This window comes from Pseudomonas sp. R3.Fl, from assembly GCF_023516765.1.
Lineage (GTDB): Bacteria > Pseudomonadota > Gammaproteobacteria > Pseudomonadales > Pseudomonadaceae > Pseudomonas > Pseudomonas citronellolis.
Genome location: NZ_JAMGSO010000001.1, coordinates 6,674,722 through 6,694,296, shown reverse-complemented (window position 1 = coordinate 6,694,296; position 19,575 = coordinate 6,674,722). Strand labels below are relative to the sequence as shown.

General features: G+C 67.6%; 16 protein-coding genes. 9 read left to right on the top strand and 7 right to left on the bottom strand.

All coding sequences use genetic code 11. The features are described from left to right. Positions 1-2: 2 nt before the first annotated feature. The gene (locus tag M8R19_RS29650) at positions 3-884 is read right to left on the bottom strand and encodes a substrate-binding periplasmic protein (protein WP_249919727.1); all 882 of its coding nucleotides are present in this window, start codon (positions 882-884) and stop codon (positions 3-5) included. A 7-nt stretch (positions 885-891) separates the two neighbouring features. After that, positions 892-1,329 (bottom strand): cytochrome c-550 PedF, encoded by a 438-nt coding sequence (pedF, locus tag M8R19_RS29645; protein WP_009622924.1) that lies wholly within the window; start codon positions 1,327-1,329, stop codon positions 892-894. Between the two features lie 314 nt (positions 1,330-1,643). On the opposite strand from pedF, the gene exaA reads away from it, so the two are divergent. Then, positions 1,644-3,515, top strand: coding sequence for a quinoprotein ethanol dehydrogenase (gene exaA, locus M8R19_RS29640; RefSeq protein WP_249919726.1), 1,872 nt, complete (start codon positions 1,644-1,646; stop codon positions 3,513-3,515). A 53-nt stretch (positions 3,516-3,568) separates the two neighbouring features. Next, a complete protein-coding gene (locus tag M8R19_RS29635) occupies positions 3,569-4,228 on the top strand; it encodes a pentapeptide repeat-containing protein (protein ID WP_249919725.1) in 660 nt (219 codons plus the stop codon). A gap of 1,506 nt (positions 4,229-5,734) precedes the next feature. On the opposite strand, the gene M8R19_RS29630 is transcribed toward M8R19_RS29635, so the two are convergent. Continuing rightward, entirely contained in the window at positions 5,735-6,427 is a 693-nt protein-coding gene (locus M8R19_RS29630) for a Crp/Fnr family transcriptional regulator (RefSeq protein ID WP_249919724.1), read from the bottom strand. 109 nt (positions 6,428-6,536) lie between these two features. Between M8R19_RS29630 and M8R19_RS29625 the strand changes: the two genes are divergently transcribed. The 7 genes from M8R19_RS29625 to M8R19_RS29595 all read left to right on the top strand — a co-directional run bounded on the left by M8R19_RS29625 (position 6,537) and on the right by M8R19_RS29595 (position 13,914). Further along, entirely contained in the window at positions 6,537-8,654 is a 2,118-nt protein-coding gene (locus M8R19_RS29625) for a TonB-dependent receptor (protein WP_249919723.1), read from the top strand. Further along, entirely contained in the window at positions 8,654-9,721 is a 1,068-nt protein-coding gene (locus M8R19_RS29620; protein WP_249919722.1) for an ABC transporter substrate-binding protein, read from the top strand. The genes M8R19_RS29625 and M8R19_RS29620 overlap by 1 nt, the downstream gene beginning before the upstream one ends. Next, entirely contained in the window at positions 9,718-10,734 is a 1,017-nt protein-coding gene (locus M8R19_RS29615; RefSeq protein WP_249919721.1) for a FecCD family ABC transporter permease, read from the top strand. Before M8R19_RS29620 ends, M8R19_RS29615 begins: the two co-directional genes overlap by 4 nt. Further along, complete coding sequence (locus M8R19_RS29610; RefSeq protein ID WP_074983992.1) at positions 10,727-11,503, top strand: ABC transporter ATP-binding protein; 777 nt, start codon at positions 10,727-10,729, stop codon at positions 11,501-11,503. Before M8R19_RS29615 ends, M8R19_RS29610 begins: the two co-directional genes overlap by 8 nt. Next, entirely contained in the window at positions 11,500-12,126 is a 627-nt protein-coding gene (locus M8R19_RS29605; RefSeq protein WP_249919720.1) for a hypothetical protein, read from the top strand. The genes M8R19_RS29610 and M8R19_RS29605 overlap by 4 nt, the downstream gene beginning before the upstream one ends. Positions 12,127-12,130: 4 nt before the next feature. Then, positions 12,131-12,751: a hypothetical protein gene (locus M8R19_RS29600; protein ID WP_249919719.1), complete on the top strand. Its 621-nt coding sequence runs from the start codon at positions 12,131-12,133 to the stop codon at positions 12,749-12,751. Positions 12,752-13,224: 473 nt separating this feature from the next. Then, complete coding sequence (locus M8R19_RS29595; RefSeq protein WP_249919718.1) at positions 13,225-13,914, top strand: GNAT family N-acetyltransferase; 690 nt, start codon at positions 13,225-13,227, stop codon at positions 13,912-13,914. Between the two features lie 350 nt (positions 13,915-14,264). Here the strand turns inward: M8R19_RS29595 and M8R19_RS29590 are convergent, their stop codons facing one another. The 4 genes from M8R19_RS29590 to M8R19_RS29575 form a co-directional block, all read right to left on the bottom strand. After that, positions 14,265-16,736, bottom strand: coding sequence for a TonB-dependent siderophore receptor (locus M8R19_RS29590; protein WP_249919717.1), 2,472 nt, complete (start codon positions 16,734-16,736; stop codon positions 14,265-14,267). 107 nt (positions 16,737-16,843) lie between these two features. Further along, a complete protein-coding gene (locus M8R19_RS29585) occupies positions 16,844-17,797 on the bottom strand; it encodes a FecR domain-containing protein (RefSeq protein WP_249919716.1) in 954 nt (317 codons plus the stop codon). Further along, positions 17,794-18,324, bottom strand: coding sequence for a sigma-70 family RNA polymerase sigma factor (locus M8R19_RS29580; protein ID WP_074984006.1), 531 nt, complete (start codon positions 18,322-18,324; stop codon positions 17,794-17,796). Before M8R19_RS29580 ends, M8R19_RS29585 begins: the two co-directional genes overlap by 4 nt. A gap of 483 nt (positions 18,325-18,807) precedes the next feature. Beyond that, positions 18,808-19,548, bottom strand: coding sequence for an SDR family oxidoreductase (locus M8R19_RS29575; RefSeq protein ID WP_116423941.1), 741 nt, complete (start codon positions 19,546-19,548; stop codon positions 18,808-18,810). Positions 19,549-19,575 lie beyond the last annotated feature (27 nt).

Here is a 19,575-nt window from a genome sequence, read left to right as displayed (position 1 = left end):
TGCTATTGCACGTCCTGGTACAGCCCCGGCAACTCGTAGCGCACGCCGTAGCCGGCGTAGAGCCTGGCCAGCTCGCCGCTGCGCACCAGTTCCTCCAGCTCGCCGTCGAGGGCGTTGGACAGTTGGCGGTTGCTCTCGTGCACCGCCATGCCGATGTCCCAGTCCGGCTGGCCGAGGCTGGGGTAGGTATTCTCGGCGTTCTTCAGCTGGTCGTCGTGGGCCTGGGCGCGCATCCAGTCCAGCTCGCCGCGCAGCGCCATCACCGCGTCCACCTTGCCGGCGCGCATGGCGTCGAAGGCCGCCTGGGTGCTGGGGAAGTGCACGGTCATGGCGCTGAGCTGGCCGCCCAGCACCGAGGTCAGGTAGAACGAGGGCACGCTGTCCAGTTCCACGCCGATGCGGTGCTCGCGGAACGCCGCGATGGTGTCCACCTGCGGCAGCCGGCGGGCGTCGTTGACCACCTGCCAGCGCTCGCGCTGGTAGGGGCCGAACATCACCACCTGGTCGTTGGCCAGTTCGCCGACGTCATTGCGTTTGTTGGAATAGTCACGGTCGTAGGGCACCCGCAACATCACGTCGGCCACCACGCCCGGGCGCAGGTAATGGCCCTTCCAGATGAAGTTGCGCAGGTCGTCGTCCAGGCGCTCGCCAGGGATCACCCAGAGGAACTCCGCGCGCAGGCCCAGGCCCTGGGCCAGGCGCGTGGCGAGATCCACGTCGATGCCGTGGGGCTGGCCGCCCTGCATGTAGCTGTAGGGCGGGAAGTTCTGGTAGACCGCCACCCGCAATACGCCGGAAGCGACCATGTCTTCGTAGGGCCGGACCTTGGCCTCGGCCTGCCCCAGCAACAGGAGCAGGCCGCACAGCAGGCTGAGCAGGCGCATGGCGGCGTCACTCGTCCACGTGGACGCTTTCCAGGTAGCTGCGGATGGCCCACAGGCCTTCCTGGCTGATGAAGTCGGCCATCTTCGGCATGTACACCGCGCCGTCGCGCACCGCGCCGTTGATCACCCGCTCCTTGAACCACTCGTCGCCCTCGGCGCCCAGGTCGAGCTTGCGCAGGTCGGGGGCGATGCCGCCGGACTTGGCCTCCAGGCCATGGCAGCGCGCGCAGTTCTGGTTGTAGGCGGAGGAGCCGATCTCCACCGCCAGCTTGTGGTTGGCGTAGGGCTCGCGGTACGGGTTGGTGTCGCGCCACTCCTTGCCCAGGGGCTCCAGGCCCTTGGTATCCACCGCTTGCGGGGTCACGTTGCCATGGGCCAGGGCCAGGGCCGAGACGCTGAGGCCGGCCAGCACCAGCAGGCCGCGCAAGGAGTTCTTCTTGTTCATCACTTCATTCCTCTGGGGGTAGGACAAGGCACGGGCGCCACCGGGGGCGCTCCTCGACCATGTTAGGAAGCCCCGCCCCCGCCCCGAATGCTGCTTTGGATGCCCCCGCCTACTCCCTTCGTACTAGGGCGCAGGGCTGCCGCTCCAGGGCCTTCGGCAGCAAGCCCAAGTCATGCCCCGACCGGGAACTTGTCCCGGCCGATGCGGGAGCTTTTCCGTTTCCGCCACGGCCGCCGGCTCCCACCATGGAACCGCCGCGGCCCGAGCAGCGGCCCGCCGTTTCTCGACCCAACATCAAAAACGGGAACCCGAAGATGACAACAAGAACCTCCCTCGCCTCTGCCGGCCCCCTGCGCCTCGCCCTGCACAGCCTGACCCTCGCCATCGCCCTGGGCGCCAGCGGCGCGACGCTGGCCAAGGACGTCAGCTGGGACGACATCGCCAATGACCACAAGACCACCAGCGACGTGCTGCAGTACGGCATGGGCACCAACGCCCAGCGCTGGAGCCCGCTCAAGCAGGTCAACGCCGACAACGTGTTCAAGCTGACCCCGGCCTGGTCCTACTCCTTCGGCGACGAGAAGCAGCGCGGCCAGGAATCCCAGGCCATCGTCAGCGACGGGGTGATCTACGTCACCGCCTCCTACTCGCGGCTGTTCGCCCTCGACGCCAAGACCGGCAAGCGCCTGTGGACCTACAACCACCGCCTGCCCGACGACATCCGCCCGTGCTGCGACGTGGTCAACCGCGGCGCCGCCATCTACGGCGACAAGATCTTCTTCGGCACCCTCGACGCCTCGGTCGTGGCGCTGAACAAGAACACCGGCAAGGTGGTATGGAAGAAGAAGTTCGGCGAACACGGCGCCGGCTACACCATGACCGGCGCGCCGACCATCGTGAAGGACCAGAAGACCGGCAAGGTGCTGCTCATCCACGGCAGCTCGGGCGACGAGTTCGGCGTGGTCGGCCGCCTGTTCGCCCGCGACCCGGACACCGGCGAGGAAATCTGGATGCGGCCCTTCGTCGAAGGCCACATGGGCCGCCTGAACGGCAAGGACAGCAGCGTCACCGGCAACGTCAAGGCGCCGTCCTGGCCGGACGACCCCAACTCGCCCACCGGCAAGGTCGAATCCTGGAACCACGGCGGCGGCGCGCCCTGGCAGAGCGCCAGCTTCGATGCCGAGACCAACACCATCATCGTCGGCGCCGGCAACCCCGGCCCGTGGAACACCTGGGCGCGCACCGCCAAGGGCGGCAACCCGCACGACTACGACAGCCTGTACACCTCAGGGCAAGTGGGCGTGGACCCGAGCACCGGCGAGGTGAAGTGGTTCTACCAGCACACCCCGAACGACGCCTGGGACTTCTCCGGCAACAACGAACTGGTGCTGTTCGACTACAAGGGCAAGGACGGCAAGATCGTCAAGGCCACCGCCCACGCCGACCGCAACGGCTTCTTCTACGTGGTCGACCGCAGCAACGGCAAGCTGCAGAACGCCTTCCCCTTCGTCGACAACATCACCTGGGCCAGCCACATCGACCTGAAGACCGGCCGCCCGGTCGAGCGTGAAGGCCAGCGCCCGCCGCTGCCGGAACCGGGGCAGAAGCACGGCAAGGCGGTGGAAGTCTCGCCGCCCTTCCTCGGCGGCAAGAACTGGAACCCCATGGCCTACAGCCAGGACACCGGCCTGTTCTACGTGCCGGCCAACCACTGGAAGGAGGACTACTGGACCGAGGAAGTCAGCTACACCAAGGGCAGCGCCTACCTGGGCATGGGCTTCCGCATCAAGCGCATGTACGACGACCACGTCGGCAGCCTGCGCGCCATGGACCCCACCAGCGGCAAGGTGGTGTGGGAACACAAGGAGCACCTGCCGCTGTGGGCCGGCGTGCTGGCCACCGCCGGCAACCTGGTGTTCACCGGCACCGGCGACGGCTTCCTCAAGGCCTTCGACGCCAAGAACGGCAAGGAACTGTGGAAGTTCCAGACCGGCAGCGGCATCGTCTCCCCGCCCATCACCTGGGAACAGGACGGCGAGCAGTACATCGGCGTGACCGTCGGCTACGGCGGCGCCGTGCCGCTGTGGGGCGGCGACATGGCCGACCTGACGCGCCCGGTGGCCCAGGGCGGTTCCTTCTGGGTGTTCAAGCTGCCCAGCTGGGACAACAAGACCGCCAGCCGCTGAGCCCACCGACCGCGCCCCCAGGGGCGCGGTTTTCCATGCCCCGGGAGAAAGCCATGAAAACCACCACCCTGCTCGCCGCCCTGCTGCTGGCCGGCCTGGCCCACGCCAGCGACGAATCCGCCGACACCGACGACGACGCCACCGTCATCGCCCACTGCCGCATCGCCCCCGGCAGCCAATGCCCCGGCGCCGACCTGCGCGGCGCCGACCTGAAAGGCCAGGACCTCAGCCGCATGAACCTCGCCGGCGCGGACCTTTCAGGGGCAGACCTGCGCCACGCCACCCTCGACATGGCCAACCTGGAAAAAGCCAACCTGCGCGGCGCCAACCTCACCCGCGCCAGCCTGCAACAAGCCAACCTGCGCGCCGCCGACCTCTCCGGCGCCAGCCTGATGGCCATCCAGGCCTGGGGCCTGTTCGCCCAGGGCGCCCAATGGCAAGGCGCCGACCTGACCGCCGCCTACCTCGAATTCGCCCGCCTGAGCGGCGGCAAACTGCACCAGGCGAACCTGCGCGCGGCGGACCTGGAGATGACCTGGCTGTCCCGTGCGGACCTGAAGGGAGCGGATTTGCGCGATGCGAATCTGCAGGAGGTGAAGCTGGCGGAGGCGAATCTGGAGGATGCGGATTTGCGGGGCAGCAAGCCGAGGTTCGGGAACTTCCAGGGGACGAATATGCAGGGGTGCAAGGGGTGTCCCGGCGGCTGGGATTGAACGCCATGCATGGGGTTTCCCGTAGGGCGCATAGCCGTTCGCGGTTATCCGCCGCTGGCAGGTGCCGCGTCGCTCCATGCCGGTCCCGTAGGAGCAACTGTCTTGCCAACTGCGCCGGGGTGCTTTTCGTAGGATGGGTTGAGCTTGCGATACCCATGCGGTCGCGGTGATGGGTATCGCTTCGCTCAACCCATCCTACGGTAGAGTTTCTCCTGCGCTCCGTAAGCGCGATCCGCGGGTTGCCCACACACCGCGCCGCCCTCCTCCTCCGATTGACAGCTCTCCGGCAACTCCCTAACGTTGCCCAGCCGCCCAACAGGGCGGTTCGGGATTGGCGTCCCGACCCTGGATTCAGGTGCCTGAGCGAATGTTCGGGCGCTTGGCATGGCTACACCTGTGTTATGGGCGGGCCGTGCGGGGCATCTTCGGATGCGCCGGAACTCTAGGCCGGTACGCCAACCTGTACGGTCCGCCCTCCCTGCAGCCCAAGTTCCCATCCCCTCAAGAACACCGCCCCGTCGGAGCTTTACGACGCCGCCCAAGCCCGCCAATCGGCCCTGGTCAACCTGCTGCGCCTGCTGGCCGGCGCCCCGGACCTGGGGGCGCCCGGCGAGGATGTGCTGGATGGCACTTTCAGTTCGCTGGAATACCTGGTGGCCGATGCAGAGCGGTTGTATGCCGCCGCGGAGAAAGGCGGCCGGGCGTAGGGAACGTGATGCGAAGCGTCAGCCGCTGGTGGTGGGTGGCGCTTCGCTTCATATCGGTCCTGTAGGAGCAACTGGCTTGCAGGCAGCGCCGAGGCGCTCTTCGTAGGAGCGAGCTTGCTCGCGAATGGTGCCTCCCGGGGGTCGTTGGTGTTTGGATGAACCCCGTCCCCTCTCCCCAACCCTCTCCCTGAAGGGAGAGGGGGCCGTTCGGAGCGTTCAGCGATCTCAGCGTCATCCTGGTACGCCTAGCCGCGAACGCGGAAATCCAATAGACAGCCCCACACCTTGCCTCTTGTAGGAGCGCGCCCTGCGCGCGAATCGCGGACAAAGTCCGCTCCTACAGGTTGACGCCGAACCTCCCGGCCATGCCGGACAGCCCCCTCTCCCGCTTGCGGGAGAGGGGGCCGTTCGGAGCGTTTGGCAAGCTCAGTGTCATCCTGATACGCCTAGCTATCCTCGTCATTCCCGCGAACGGCAGCCTCACACCGTGCCTCTTGTAGGAGCGCGCCCTGCGCGCGAATCGCGGGCAGGGCCCGCTCCTACAGGTTGACGCCGAACCTCCCGGCCACGCCGGACAGCCCCTCTCCCGCTTGCGGGAGAGGGGGCCGTTTGGAGCATTTGGCGAACTCAGTGTCATCCTGGTACGCCTAGCTATCCTCGTCATTCCCGCGAACGCGGGAACCCAATAGACACCCTCACACCGAGCCTCATGTAGGAGCGGGCCCTGCGCGCGAAATCGCGGGCAGGGCCCGCTCCTACAGGTTGACGCCGAACCTCCCGGCCACGCCGGACAGCCCCCTCAACTCCGCGCCTGCGCCTCCAGCGCTTCTATCTCGGCGATCCGCCATTGCCGCCTTTTGCCTTCCAGCACGCCCTGGCGTTGCCATTCGGCCAGCAGGCGGTTCAGGGTTTCTGCGCGCACGCCCAGCTTGGCGGCCAGTTGGCGCTGGCTCAGCGGCAGTTCGATGCTCTGCCCGGGGCGGCGTGGCAGGCGCAGCAGGTAGGTCGCCAGGCGTTGCGGCGCGTTGAAGCCGGCGAGGCTGTCGACGTCGTCGATCCGCGAACTCAGCGCCTGGCCGGCTATGTCCAGCATGTCCAGCGCCAGGGGCGGGTGTTCCAGGCAGGCGCGGCGCAGGTTTTCCCGGTGCAGGCGGCACAGCAGGCTGGGCATGGCCGCGCGGGTGCCCACCGGGTATTGGCGCTGCGGCATGAACATCACGATGGGCGCCAGCAACTGGCCGCGGCCCACGTGCTGGATCACCCGCTCCTCGCCGTCCATGCCGTAGCGCAGGGTGTCGATGCGGCCCTCCAGCACCACGTACCAGAACAGCGCCGGCTGGCCCTGGTTGAACACCGCCGCGCCCTCCTCCAGCGCGCACAGGCTGGCGTCCGCCAGCAGGCTTTCGCGCAGCGCCTCCGGCTGCGCGCCCAGCAGCGGGTGGCCGGCGAGCAGTTCGCGGGCCAGCGCCAGACCATTCTTGACATTTCTCATTTGATACAAGCCCGCAAAGGTGGATTATTCGCAAATGATAATTCATGTCATTTACAGCGTGCAGCTCTTTTGCTAAGGGCGCACACCATCCTTGGGGGAGGCGTTGATCGTGGTTCTGAAGTCCTATCGTGCAGTGTTGTTGGCACCCGCCCTGAGCGGCCTGTTCACCCTGAGCCCGGTGGCCCAGGCGGAAGACAATAAAGAGCTGGAAAGCCTGACGGTGACCGCCACCCGCTCCTCGGCGGCGGCCGAGGATTCGCCGCGCACCCTGACCGTGATCAGCGGCGAGCAGGTCCGCGAGCGCGTCGGCAGCGGCGGCATCCAGAGCCTGCTGGCGGAAATCCCCGGCATCGAGTTCGCCCGCAGTGGCGGCCTTGGCGGGCAGTTGGTGGTACGCGGCTTCAACAGCAACTCGGGGCGCTCGATCCTGGCCATCGACGGCGACCGCTACCGTGGCCGCAGCACCCTGGAATTCAACATGATCGACCCGGACTCGATCGAACGCATCGAGATCATCCGCGGCCCCGCCTCGGCGCTCTATGGCTCCGACGCCATGAACGGCGTGGTCAACATCGTCACCCGGCGGGCCAAGGTCGACCCATCGCAGAGCTTCGAACTGACGCCGAAGCTGCGCGCCCTGGAATGGAACAGCGGCAACAGCATGTTCGGCGGGCGCGCCGAGATGGTCGGTGGCGGCAACGGCTTCGACGTGCTGCTGGGCGTCAACCAGCGCAGCGCCAGCGACTACTCCACCCCCATCGGCGACGCCAGCAACAGCGGCTACAGCTCGCTCGGCGGCGACTTCGCCATCGGCTACAGCCCCGACAGCGACTCGCGCTGGGAACTCTCCGGGCGCTACCAGCGGGTGGTCAGCAAGCGCGCCGGCGGCCTCGGCGCGGCGCCGGGCGAGCCCTTCATGGACGTGCGCGAAGACCCGATCACCGAGCGCTACCTGCGCCTGGGCTACCAGAACTACAACGTCGGCGCCTGGGCCGACAGCCTGGACAGCAGCCTCTACGTGCGCGACTTCGAGACCGACATCTACCAGCGCAACAGCACCGCCGCCACGGTCGACGCCTTCGCCCACATCAAGGTCTACACCCCCACCGTCTGGGGCGGCCACCTGACCGCCATGAAGCAGCTGGGCGAGCACAACCTCAGCTACGGCGGCGACTTCTTCAACGAGCGCTTCGACGGCCGCGAGAACAACGCCCGGCGCTACAACCGCAGCACCGGCGCGCTGCTCTCCGACAGCGGCTGGAATCAGATGGAGCGCGACTCCGAGCAGACCAACCTGGGCCTGTTCGTCAACGACGACTGGCGCTTCGACGAGCGCTGGTCGTTCACCGGCGCGCTGCGCGGCGACGTGGTCGACGTGGACATCGGCGACACCTTCGCCGGCGAGGCCGCGAGCCTGGCCAACGCCTACCGCGGCAACACCGACCAGCGCCACTACGCCGTCACCGGCAGCCTGGGCGCTGTGTACCGGCTGACCCCGGCCTGGCACCTGGTGGGCAACCTCAGCCGCGGCTTCCGCGCGCCCTCGGGCAACGAGCTGACCATCTCCAGCACCGCCGGCACCCAGCCGACGCTGCCCTCGCCGGACCTCGACCCGGAAACCAACGTCACCGCCGAGGCCGGCGTGCGCTGGTACGGCGAGCGTAGCCAGCTGAACCTCACCGCCTACCAGAGCAAGTACAAGGACCTGATCAGCCTGGTGCGCCTGGACTCCACCCTCTACCAGCGGCAGAACGTGGCCAAGGCCACCATCCGCGGCCTGGAGCTGGACGGCCGCACGCAACTGGCCGAGCGCTGGAGCCTGGGCTACGCCGCCACCCTGACCCGCGGCCGCGACGACAAGACCGACCAGGACCTGCCCTACATCGCCCCGCTCACCGGCAACCTCAAGCTGCGCTACGACACCGGCCACTGGTACGGCGAGGGCGTGGTGCGCGCCTACCAGGGCAAGCACCACATCGACGAGAAGCAGGAACGCGAGACCTCCAGCTACGCCATGGTCGACCTCTACGCCGGCATCGACCTGGACCGCGTGCTCGGCAACGGCTGGCAGGACTGGAAGCTGATGGGCGGGGTGGAGAACCTGTTCGACCGCGTGGGCCGCAACCCCACGGTGGCGGAGAACCTGGCCTACCCCAACGACCTGGTGGGCAACCCGCTGGTGGAGCCGGGCCGCGCCCTGGTGGTCAAGCTGTCGGTGGACTACTGATGCGGCGCCCCATCGCACTGCTGCTGGCCCTGCTCGGCGCCACCCCGGCGCTGGCCGCCCAGGTCGTCGACCAGAGCGGCCGCAGCGTGGAGCTGCCGGCGCGGGTCGAGCACCTGGTGGCCATCCCCATCCCGCTGGCGTCGATGATCATGGCCGTGGACGGCGGCCCGCAACGCCTGGCCGGGATGAACTCGGCCAGCCGCGCCGACTTCGAGCACGGCCTGCTCGGGCGCATGTACCCGCAGGCGCAGCAGGTGCCCTCGCAGGTGGCCGGCGAAGGCTTCGTGCCCAACGTCGAGGCGCTGGCCGCCACCGGCGCGGACCTGGTGTTCCAGTGGGGCGACCGCGGCGACGACATCGTCCGCCCGATCAGCGCCCTGGGCATCCCGGTGATCACCCTGCGCTACGGCGACAGCGCCCTGGCCGCCGGCTGGCTGCGGCTGGTCGGCGCCGCCCTCGGCAAGCCCGAGCGTGGCGAGCGCCTGGCGCAGTGGTTCGAGGCGCGTAGCCAGGCCATCGCCACGCGCGCAGCGAGCATCCCCGCGGCGCAGCGGCCACGGGTGCTGTACCTGCAGCGCACGCGTTCGGGGCTGATCGCCGCCGGCGCCGGCACCAGCATGGACGGCGACATCCGCCTGGCCGGGGGCAGCAACGTCGCCGCCGGCATCCCCGGCTTCGCCCCGGTGGACGTCGAGCAGTTGCTGGTGTGGGACCCGCAGGTGGTGCTGCTGAACAACTTCGAACCGGGCCTGGCCCCGGCCGAACTCTATGGCGACAGCCGCCTCGCCGGCCTGGCCGCGGTGCGCGAGCGGCGCGTCTACAGCTACCCCCACGGCGGCTTCCGCTGGGACCCGCCGAGCCAGGAAACGCCCTTGGCGCTGGACTGGCTGGCCAGCCTGTTCCACCCCGAACGGGCCGAACCCGGCCTGCGCCAGCGCATCACCGAGGCCTACCAATTGCTCTACGGCTACGCCATGAGCCCGGCCGATCTCGACGACCTGCTCAAGCTCGCCGGCAACGGCGACAGCGCCCACTACCGCGCGCTGTTCGCCGGGGAGGCCCGATGAACCTGCGCCAACGCCTGGCCACGCCGCTGTTGCTGCTCGCCCTGCTGCTGGCCGCGGTGCTCGCCCTGGGTGCCGGGCGCTACGCCATCGAGCCCTGGACCGTGCTGCGCATCCTCTTCGCGCCGCTGTTCGGCGAAGGCGACTGGAACGCCATGCAGCAACGCGTGGTGGAAGGCGTGCGCCTGCCGCGGGTGCTGCTGGCGGCGGTGGTCGGCGCCGGCCTGGCCGGGGCCGGGGCGGCGCTGCAGGCGCTGTTCCGCAACCCGCTGGCGGAGCCGCAACTGCTCGGCGTGTCGTCCGGTGCGGCATTCGGCGGCGTGCTGGCCTTCCTGCTCGCCGGCGACGGCTGGCCGGTGGTCACCGGTGCGCTGGTCTGGGGCCTGCTGGCCCTGCTGGCGGTCTACTGGCTGGCCGGCGGGCGCGGCAGCCGTGGCAGCAGCACGGTGCTGCTGGTGCTGGCCGGCATCGTGGTCAGCGCCGTGTTCGCCTCCGGCGTGTCGCTGATCAAGCTGGTGGCCGACCCGCAGAACCAGCTGCCGGCCATCGTCTTCTGGCTGATGGGCAGCCTGTCCGCGGCCGACACCGGCAAGCTGCTGATCGCCCTGCCCTGCATCGGCCTCAGCCTGACCGTGCTCTACGGCCTGCGCTTCCACCTGATGGCGCTGTCGGTCGGCGACAGCGACGCGCGCAGCCTCGGCGTACCGGTGCAGCGCGTGCGCCTGCTGGCCCTGCTCGCCGTCGGCGTGATCGCCGCCTCCAGCGTGGCGGTGTGCGGTGTGGTCGGCTGGGTCGGCCTGGTGGTGCCGCACCTGGTGCGCATGGGCTGCGGCAGCGACCACCGCGGCTTCCTGCTCAACACCGCGCTGGCCGGCGCCACCTACCTGATCCTGGTGGACACCCTGGCGCGCACCCTCACCCAGTTGGAAGTGCCCCTGGGCGTGCTCACCGCACTGCTCGGCGCGCCGCTGTTCGCCTTCCTCATCCGCCGCCTGGGGGGAACCCTGCATGGCTGAAATCGCCCTGCGTTGCCACGACCTGTACCACGCCTACGACAGCCGCCCGCTGCTGCGCGGCCTCGACCTTGCGCTGCCGCGCGGCGCCCTTTGCGCGCTGCTGGGCGGCAACGGCGCCGGCAAGTCCACCCTGCTGAAAATCCTGGCCGGCAGCCTCGCGCCCAGCCGTGGCCACGTCGAACGCCGCGGCCGCCTGGGCTTCGTGCCCCAGGAAGTGCACCCGGCGCTGCCGATGAGCGCCCTGGAGATGGTCCTGCTCGGGCGCTCCGCGAGCATCTCCCTGTTGCGCGCCGCCGGCCGCGACGACTACGCCGCCGCCCACCGCGCCCTGGAGCGCGTGGAGGCGGCGCACCTGGCGGACCGCGCCTTCGCCTCGCTGTCCGGCGGCGAGCGCCAACTGGTGCTGCTGGCCCGCGCCCTGGCCGCCGAGGCCGACATCCTGCTGCTGGACGAACCCACCGCGGCCATGGACTGGCACAACCAGGCCCTGACCCTGCGCCTGCTGGCGGAACTGGCCGGCGCCGGCATCACCCTGGTGTTCAGCACCCACGCCCCGCAACACGCGCTGGAGTTCGCCAGCCACGCCCTGCTGCTGTTCAGCGAAGGCGCCCATGCCTTCGGCGAACCGGCGCAGGTGATGGACGAAACGGCGCTGTCGCGCCTGTACCGCATCCCCGTACGCCGGGTCCGCCTGGACGAGCTGCCGCAGAGCGGCACGGCGGTCCCGATCTTTTCCCAACTCCCACAGGAGAACCGTGAACAGCCATGAGCAGCATCCTCCACATCCGCGCCGTCTCCCATGAACTGCCGGCCTTCGCCGCGCGCCTGGAAGCGCTCGGCATCGACTCCCTGTCGCTGCGCCAGATGACCGACGAGCACTTCGCCGGGCGCAGCGCCATCCTCGTCGAGGGCCACGTCGACCAGCGCGCCCTCCTCGCCCACCGCGACGCCCTGCGCCGCCACCTGGACGCCGGCGGCACCCTGGTGTTCAACGGCCACCTGGTCTACCCGATCTTCGACGGCCTGGCGGACTTCGTCGTGGCGCCTCGGCGCGGCGTGAAGGAGCTGGAAGTGGAGCGCGTGAACCCGCACCCGGTGTTCGACGGCGTGGACTGCCACGACCTCAGCTACCGCCGCGGCGTGGCTGGCTTCTACGCCCGCGGCGCCAATCCGCCGCCGCCCGGCGCCGTGGTGCTGCACCGCCTGCGCGTCGACGGCTCGCCCATCGACTGGGTATGGCAGCGGCCGGATGGCGGGCAGGTGTTCATGCACAGCGGCAACAACCTGTGGATGTACATCAACGACGACACCAGCGCGGCGCGCATCGCCCCGCAGCTGCTGGCCTGGGTGCGCGCCGGCGCGCCCGCCGCCATCTACCCGGAACAGGAGTGAAAGCATGCGAATCGCCTTCGTCGACGGTGGCACCTACTACCACCAGGCCACCTACAACGACCCGCAGCTGCGCCCCTGCTTCCACAGCAACCTCTACGCCCCGGAACTGCCCGGCGCCGACCTCGACGACATCGACTGCCTGTACGTCGCCAGCCGGCAGAACCCCGAGGACCTGATAGCCGCGCAAGACACCATCGCCGCCTTCCTCGCCGCCGGAAAACTGGTGGTGGCCCTGGGCGAAAGCCGCGCCGACCTGTGGCTGCAAGGCGTGCGCTGGCGCCCCTGCGAAACCAACTTCTGGTGGTGGCTGCAACCCGGCGCCGACTCCGGCCTGCGCCTGGGCGCCGCCGACCACGGCCTGTTCGCCCACCTCGACCTGGCCGCCGCCACCTGGCACCGCCACGGCGAACTGCAGCCGCCGGAAGGCGCGATCTCCCTGGTGAACACCGTGGACGGCGGCTCGGTACTCTACGACGACAGCGTCACCACGGCGGGCCGGATGATCGTCTCCACCCTGGACCCGTGCTACCACCACGGCAGCTACTTCATGCCGGCGACCACGCGCTTCCTGCATGGGTTCCTGCCGTGGTTGAAGGCGGGGGCCAAGGTCAGACGGGAGGGGTGAGGCGACTGTCTCGCCGACTGCTCCGAGATGCTCTTCGTAGGAGCGAGCTTGCTCGCGAACAGATTCCGCCGCGGGGGTTCATTCGCGAGCAAGCTCGCTCCTACGAGAAGCCAGAAACTGTGCCCGCCCCACCACACCCACGCCATTCCCCCTGTAGGAGCGCGCCCTGCGCGCGAATCGCGGGCAGGGCCCGCTCCTACGACGGACCGGGCGTAGGGCGGATAACCGTTCGCGGTTATCCGCCGTTACACCTTTCTCATCGCCAACACAGTGGCCGGCCCTGGCGTTCCCACCCAGGATGCCCAAGCCCGCCCCCGAGCGGGGTTCGACCAAGGCCAATCGGCGGATAACGCTTCGCGTTATCCGCCCTACGGACTGAACTCCGCCAACGGCTGCAACGCTCGGCACGCATGGGCGCTACAATGGCGCCCGCGCCGATCTCCCCGATCGGGCACGCCCGGAGCCAGCTTCAGATGTTCACCCTCGTAACCCTGGACGCACCGCCGCCCGAGTCCCTGAAGAATCAGGTTCTGCAAATGGTGGTGGACTACTTCAGCGACATCAGCCCGGTGCCGCTGACGCCCAGCAACCCGCTCTATCAGCTGTACCAGTACGTGATCGGCTACGAGGTGCACCTGTATCTGCAGGCCATGGACCGCGCCGTGGACAGCAGCGCGCGGTTGGTCCTGGCGCTGGACGACGAGGATCCCTCCCAGGTCCTGGGCTTTACCCTGTACCTGCCGAGCCAGGACGATGCCCAGGCCTGCACGCTGGCCTACCTGGCCGTCACGGCCAGCCATCGCCGGCACGGCATCGCGCGGGCCATGCTGCGACAGGTGGCCGACCATCGGCCCCACGTCGAACTCGCCTGCACGGCGAGCAAGGTGCCGGCCTTCGAGTCGATGGGCTTTAAGGTCCTGGCCGCACAAGGGCCGCACGTACTGCTCAACACCCGCGATCACCGCTCCGACGGCATGGTCGCGGTGCAGGACCTGGCCCCGATCTACCAATCCAAGGAAGTGCGGCAGATCCACGCCTACCTGGTGCAGCAACACGGCCGGAAGGCCATGGCCGATGCCGAGAAAAAACGCGACCGCCTGCTTGACCAGATGGCCCATCAGGCCCAGGCGCTGGTGAAAGAGCGCTTCCCCACGCTGCACTGACAGCCAGCGGAAACGGATTCGGCTTTGAGTGCCTGCTAACGGCCCAGGCTGTGTGAAAACCTCCGGATCGGTCCAGTTGGTTAAAAAACAACCTGGATTTCGCGTTTCTACGCGGATTCTGGCTTGTGGCTGAACAGCCAAGCCTTTTCAGATTTCACGTAGGAACGCGCTCTTCGAAGAGCCGCTCGGGTTTTCACACAGCCTGGGCCGAAAGCAGACCTCGGTAATCGTCAGCTTCCGCCCCCATGGCAGCCATACCGCCGCGATGCCAAGCGCTAAGCCGGCTGATGCCAGGCGTCCATCGGCCTCCTGCGCTTCCCCACTCGGTCAGGCCTGCGCCCGCGGCCGCTTCAAAAACTGTACTTCACCGACAACATCAGATTCCGCGGCTCCCCATACACATTGCTCGGCACCGTGACAGACGAACTCAAGGAGTTGTAGTACTTCTTGTCGAACGCATTGTTCAGGTTCAGCTGCGCATCGATATGGGCAGTCGGCTTGAACCCCAGCATGAAGTCCACCAGCGTGTAGGCGTCCTGCTCGATCATGTAGGTGGTGCCTTTGTTGTAGATGCGGTTCTGCCGGTACAGGGAACTACCAATGCGCCATTGGTCGAGCGCGCCTGGCAGGGTGTAGGTGGTGCTCATCTTGAACAGGTGTCGCGGTATGTCGGTATCGAACAGGCGCCCTTCGTTGGCCTTGTTCGCATCCTTGCGGTATTTGGCTTCGGTGAAGGTGTAGCCGGCGCCCAGTTGCCAGTTGGGCGTGAGTTGCCCTTGCAGTTCCAGTTCGATGCCTTTGCTGCGCACCTCGCCGGCCGCCTCGTAGCAGGAAGTGGTGGGATAGCTGGGGCAAAGGCTCTGGTCGGTGATGGCCTTGGCGCGGTTTTCCTGGTCCAGTTGGAAGATGGCGGCCGAAGCGTTCAGCGCGCCGTCGAAATACTCGCCCTTGATGCCCAGCTCGTAGTTCTTGCCGGTGATGGGTTCGATGACCGAGCCTGAGGTGTCGAAGTAACTCTGCGGCTTGAAGATGTCGGTGTAGCTGACGTACACCGAGTGATGCGCGTCCAGGTCATAGATCAGGCCCGCGTACTTGGTCACGTGGCGGTTGACCTTGAGTTCGGTCTCGGTGCCTTTGTAGGGGGCGCTGGTATCGTTTTCGTACCAGTCCAGGCGGCTGCCCAGAATCAGTTTCAGTGGGTCGGCCAGGCTCAGGCGGGTCGTCGCGTAAACACTGTTGAGCTTGGCGTTGGTGTTCTGCCAGCCGTATTTGGTCTGGCTGGCGATTTTCGGGGTGTCGCCGTTCCAGTTGTAGATATCGATATTGCTGTGCAGCAGCACGTTTACCGGCACGTCGCCATTGAACACCACGCGGCGATGGCTGGCACCGAACACCAGTTCGTGGTCGCGGTCCATCAGGCGGAACGGGCCACTGGCGTAGGCATCGAAGCTGTTCTGGCTTTCCCGATAGTGGCCGGCGCCGACGTATTGGTCATAGGTCTGGGTGGCGGTGCGCCCCAGTATGTAGGTGCCCAGCATGTCCAGGTCGGCCCAGGTCTTGGTGGCCGACAGGTTGAGTTTCCAGCCGTTGTCCAGGGCGTGTTCGATGGCGGCATATGCGGAGGTGCTGGTCTTGTTCCAGTACTCCCAGTCATTGCTCAGGGAAGTGGAGCGCGACAGCTTCAGGTCGCTGCCGTCGAAGCCCACCGGCAGGCCGGTCCAGCCGTTGCCGTTGTAGTCGTCCTGCTGGCGCGAAGCGCTGAACGTCAGGGTGGTGCTGTCGTTCAGGTCGGCCTCTACGATCCCGTAGAACAGGTTCCGCTGGTTATCCAGCGAGTCGCGGAAGCTGCCCTGGGTCTGGTAAGCGGTGACCAGGCGACCGCGCACAGCGCCGTTGTCGGTCAGCGGGCCGGACAGGTCGACGTCGGTGCGGTAGCGGTCCCAGGTGCCGGCGCTGCCCTGGATGCTGGCCTGGAACGTTGGCGTAGGACGTTTGCGAACCAGGTTGATGGCCGCGGCCGGGTTTCCGGCGCCCTGCATCAGGCCGGTGGCGCCGCGCACCACCTCCACCCGGTCGTACATGGCCATGTCTGCGGAAAGCAGGTCCTGGGACAGCTGGGAACTGTCGAGGCTGGTGGGCAGGCCGTCGTACATGATGTTGTCGAGCGCAAAGCCGCGGGCGTAGTAGGTGGAACGCTCCGGCCCCGTGCGCCGGATGACCATGCCCGGGGTGTTCTGCACGACGTCGTTGAGGTCGGCCAGGGCCTGGTCGTCGAGGCGCTGGCGAGTCATCACCGTGACCGACTGCGGCGTTTCACGCAGCGAGAGGTTCAGCTTGGTGGCGGTCTGCATGGCGCCGGTCGTATAGGAGCCCGTTCCCGCGGTCAGGCCATCCTGGCGAACGCCCACGATTTCGCTGCTGTCCATCTTCAGTGGCTGCTCGGCCTCGGCTACCGGACGCAGAACATAGAAGCCGTCGCCCTGCCGTGAGGCGCGCAGTCCAGTCCCCTCGAGCAGCCGGCTCAGGCCGGTGTCGACGTCGGCATCGCCGCTCAGGCCTCGACTCCTCAGCCCCTGCACCCGCTGCGGCTGCAGCGGCAGTGTGATGCCCGCCTGGCTCGCGAACTCCGCCAGCGCAGCGCCCAGCGGGCCAGGGGCTATCTCGAAGTGGCGTTGCCGACTGGCCTGATCGACGGTGTCGGCCTGCGCGCAGGCGACGAAGCCGATCGAACCCAGGCACAGCCCGAGCGCAGCGGCGCGCAATGCCTGGGCGAGTTCGCTGGGTCGTGCTGCGCGGCGCGAAGCGAAGGGGTGAAGCTGCATGAGTGACTCCCTGTGTCGAGCATGTTTTTTCGTTGTGTGCTCGGGTGACACGCGAGAGACGAAAAAGACGACAAAATAAATTCGGCAGCGCCAATCAGCCCGGCCGATCAGCTGGAAAGGGGCGCGATGGTGACCCAGTAACGGGTGCGATAGCGGATTTCCACCGGCAGCACCTGGGTCAACGCATGGAGCGCCTGGTCGGTGTCGTGCAGTTGAAACGCCCCGGAGACTTCCAGTTGCGCAACCTCGGGGTCGCAGCGCAACAGGCCGGGCCGGTATCGCCCCAGTTCGGCGGCGAAGCTTGCCAGGCTCATACGCTCGGCCTTGATCACGCCTCGGGTCCAATCGGCGATGCGTGCATCGAGCGGCTCGACGCCGCCCACATGCCGGGCGTTGAATCTCGCCTGTTCGCCGGCCTTCAGCAGCTGGGACTCTCCAGCCCGCGAGTTCAGCTTCACCGCGCCTTCGAGCACCGCAACCTGGCTGTCCTCGGGCCATTGCCGCACCAGGAAGCGCGTGCCGATGGGCTCGATCTCGCCCTGGGCAGTTTCCACAATGAAGGGTCTGCCGGCGGGGTCCTTGGCGGTGATGATCAGCACCTCGCCTGCAACCAGCCGTACCCGCCGGCTCGCACCGTCGAAGGCCACATCGACGGCACTGTCGGTATTGAGATGAATCTGCGTGCCGTCGGCCAGAGACATCTGGCGCTGCTCGCCTACCCCGCTACGAACATCGGCATTGAGCTGCTGCCAGGACTGCGTACGGCGAATCAGCAAGGCTGCAGGCGCCGTTGCCAGCAGCAGCGCGAGCAACTTGAGGGCCTGTCGGCGCGTAGCGGCATGGGAACGATCCAGCGTTTCAAGCCCCAGCTGAGGCGGGATCAGCCCCAGTCGCTGGTTGAAGCCTTCCGCCAACTGCCAGGCGCGCTCGTGCTCCGGGTCGGCTGCGCGCCAGCGCTCGCAATCGCGACGTTGCGCCTCGCTGACGCGCGGCCCCTGAAGGCGCACATACCAGCGCGCGGCCTGGCGAGCGATATCACGGTCGATGGGTTGCGCGCTCACGGGTGCTCCGGCACTTCCGCCGCCAGCACGATGCACTCTTCGAAAGCCAGCGCGAGATAGCGCTGAACGCTACGTACGCTCACGCCCAACCGCTGGGCGATGGCATCCTGGGTGAGCCCTTCGAGCTGGTACAGGAGGAACGCCTGACGTGCCTTGCTCGGCAGCCGAGCCAGTACCGCATCGACCTCGTGCAGGGCTTCGAGCACCAGAGCCTGATGTTCCAGTGAAGGCGTGCACGCCTCCGGCAGGCTGGCCAGGACTTCCAGATACGCCTGCTCCAGCGAGCGCCGACGGTAGAGATTGATCACCAGCCGCCGTGCGATGGTCAGCAGGTAGGCTCGCGGCGTCGCGATGGGCTGCTGCAGCGCAGCGGGCGAAACGAGCAAGCGGACGAAGGTATCCTGGGCCAGGTCGGCCGCATCGCAACGGTTGCCCAATCGACGATTGAGCCATCCGCGCAGCCATCCGTGGTGGTCCTGGTACAGCCGGCCGAGCAGCTGATCCTCTGTAGCGGCAGTAGCGTGCATGGAGTGGCATTCCATCATATGCGAATGACTCGCATTATATTTTTATGCCACCTCTTCCATCAAGGCATTCGGGCCGGGATCAGCGCGCCTTATCGTGGATGCCCGCCATGGGGGCCGTGTGGGGCATCTTCGGATGCGCCGGTCCGAGTCCGGTACGCCAACCTGCACAGCCCGCCCTGGTGCCGTAAGAGCGACTCTCTTACCGGCCGTGCGGGGGCGCTTCGTAGGATCGAGGGGGGACGCCTGGTTCTTGCTCGCGAATGAGCCCGCAGCGGAGCCTGTTCGCGAGCAAGCTCGCTCCTACGAGAAGCCGTGCCCACCGGTATGGTGTCCGTGCAAGACAGGTTTATTTTCAGCACTCTAGTCTCGGCCATCCGGACAGCTTTAGAGCAGAAGGAATAAATCTGTTCCTCTTCCACAATGGGGCGTCTGCGTCATTGCCGTTCAAGCCCTTGAGCGTCGCAGCCCCCGGCGTTTCTGGCGTTACAGGGCATAGCCGCCATCCAGCGTCAGGCTCGCCCCGGTCATGTGGGCCGCTGCCGGGCTGGTGAGATACGCGACCAGACCGGCGATCTCCATGGGCTGGGCGACGCGTCCGAGTGGGACGAGTTCCGCCAGCGCGTCCAGGTGCGATTGCGTCATGTCGGTCGCGGTCGGGCCGGGCTGGATATTGTTGACGGTGATCCGGCGCGCCGCGAGATCCAGCGCGAGCCCTTGCACCAGGCGCGCGACGGCGGCCTTGGTCATCGCATACACCGCGCCTTCGACCGAAGTGCGCCCAGAGGCCGAATTGCTGCCGATGGTGATCACTCGCCCGCCGTCGCGCATGCTGGCCACGGCGGCCTGGATCGAGAGAATGACGCCACGGATGTTCACGTCGAGCATCAGGTCGAGGTCCTCGACGCCAAGGGCATCGATGCGGGCGAGCCGCAGCACGCCGGCATTGACCACCGCCACGTCGATCGCGCCAAAGCGCTCGACCGCCGCCGCCACCGCATTCCGGATGGCAGCGGCATCCTTGCTGTCGGCCTGGATCGCAAGGGCACGGCCGCCACCCGCCTCGATCTCGTCGGCCAGCGCTTTGGCGCTGTCCGGCCGGGACACGTAGGTCAGCGCCACCGAGAAACCGTCGGCGGCGAGTTGCCTCGCCGCTGCCGCGCCGATGCCCCGGGAGCCACCAAAAACAATGGCGACCTTGTCATTCCCTGCTTCGTCTCGCTTCATCGCCTCACCTTCATTGACTGAAAACGT

Excerpts from the sequence above, each read along its gene's own strand:
- M8R19_RS29650 (WP_249919727.1), bottom strand. The coding sequence starts at position 884 with ATGCGCCTGCTCAGCCTGCTGTGCGGCCTGCTCCTGTTGCTGGGGCAG.
- M8R19_RS29600 (WP_249919719.1), top strand. The coding sequence starts at position 12,131 with ATGCGAATCGCCTTCGTCGACGGTGGCACCTACTACCACCAGGCCACC.
- M8R19_RS29580 (WP_074984006.1), bottom strand. The coding sequence starts at position 18,324 with ATGCACGCTACTGCCGCTACAGAGGATCAGCTGCTCGGCCGGCTGTAC.
- exaA (WP_249919726.1), top strand. The coding sequence starts at position 1,644 with ATGACAACAAGAACCTCCCTCGCCTCTGCCGGCCCCCTGCGCCTCGCC.
- M8R19_RS29610 (WP_074983992.1), top strand. The coding sequence starts at position 10,727 with ATGGCTGAAATCGCCCTGCGTTGCCACGACCTGTACCACGCCTACGAC.
- M8R19_RS29635 (WP_249919725.1), top strand. The coding sequence starts at position 3,569 with ATGAAAACCACCACCCTGCTCGCCGCCCTGCTGCTGGCCGGCCTGGCC.
- M8R19_RS29595 (WP_249919718.1), top strand. The coding sequence starts at position 13,225 with ATGTTCACCCTCGTAACCCTGGACGCACCGCCGCCCGAGTCCCTGAAG.
- pedF (WP_009622924.1), bottom strand. The coding sequence starts at position 1,329 with ATGAACAAGAAGAACTCCTTGCGCGGCCTGCTGGTGCTGGCCGGCCTC.
- M8R19_RS29575 (WP_116423941.1), bottom strand. The coding sequence starts at position 19,548 with ATGAAGCGAGACGAAGCAGGGAATGACAAGGTCGCCATTGTTTTTGGT.
- M8R19_RS29590 (WP_249919717.1), bottom strand. The coding sequence starts at position 16,736 with ATGCAGCTTCACCCCTTCGCTTCGCGCCGCGCAGCACGACCCAGCGAA.
- M8R19_RS29620 (WP_249919722.1), top strand. The coding sequence starts at position 8,654 with ATGCGGCGCCCCATCGCACTGCTGCTGGCCCTGCTCGGCGCCACCCCG.
- M8R19_RS29615 (WP_249919721.1), top strand. The coding sequence starts at position 9,718 with ATGAACCTGCGCCAACGCCTGGCCACGCCGCTGTTGCTGCTCGCCCTG.
- M8R19_RS29630 (WP_249919724.1), bottom strand. The coding sequence starts at position 6,427 with ATGAGAAATGTCAAGAATGGTCTGGCGCTGGCCCGCGAACTGCTCGCC.
- M8R19_RS29605 (WP_249919720.1), top strand. The coding sequence starts at position 11,500 with ATGAGCAGCATCCTCCACATCCGCGCCGTCTCCCATGAACTGCCGGCC.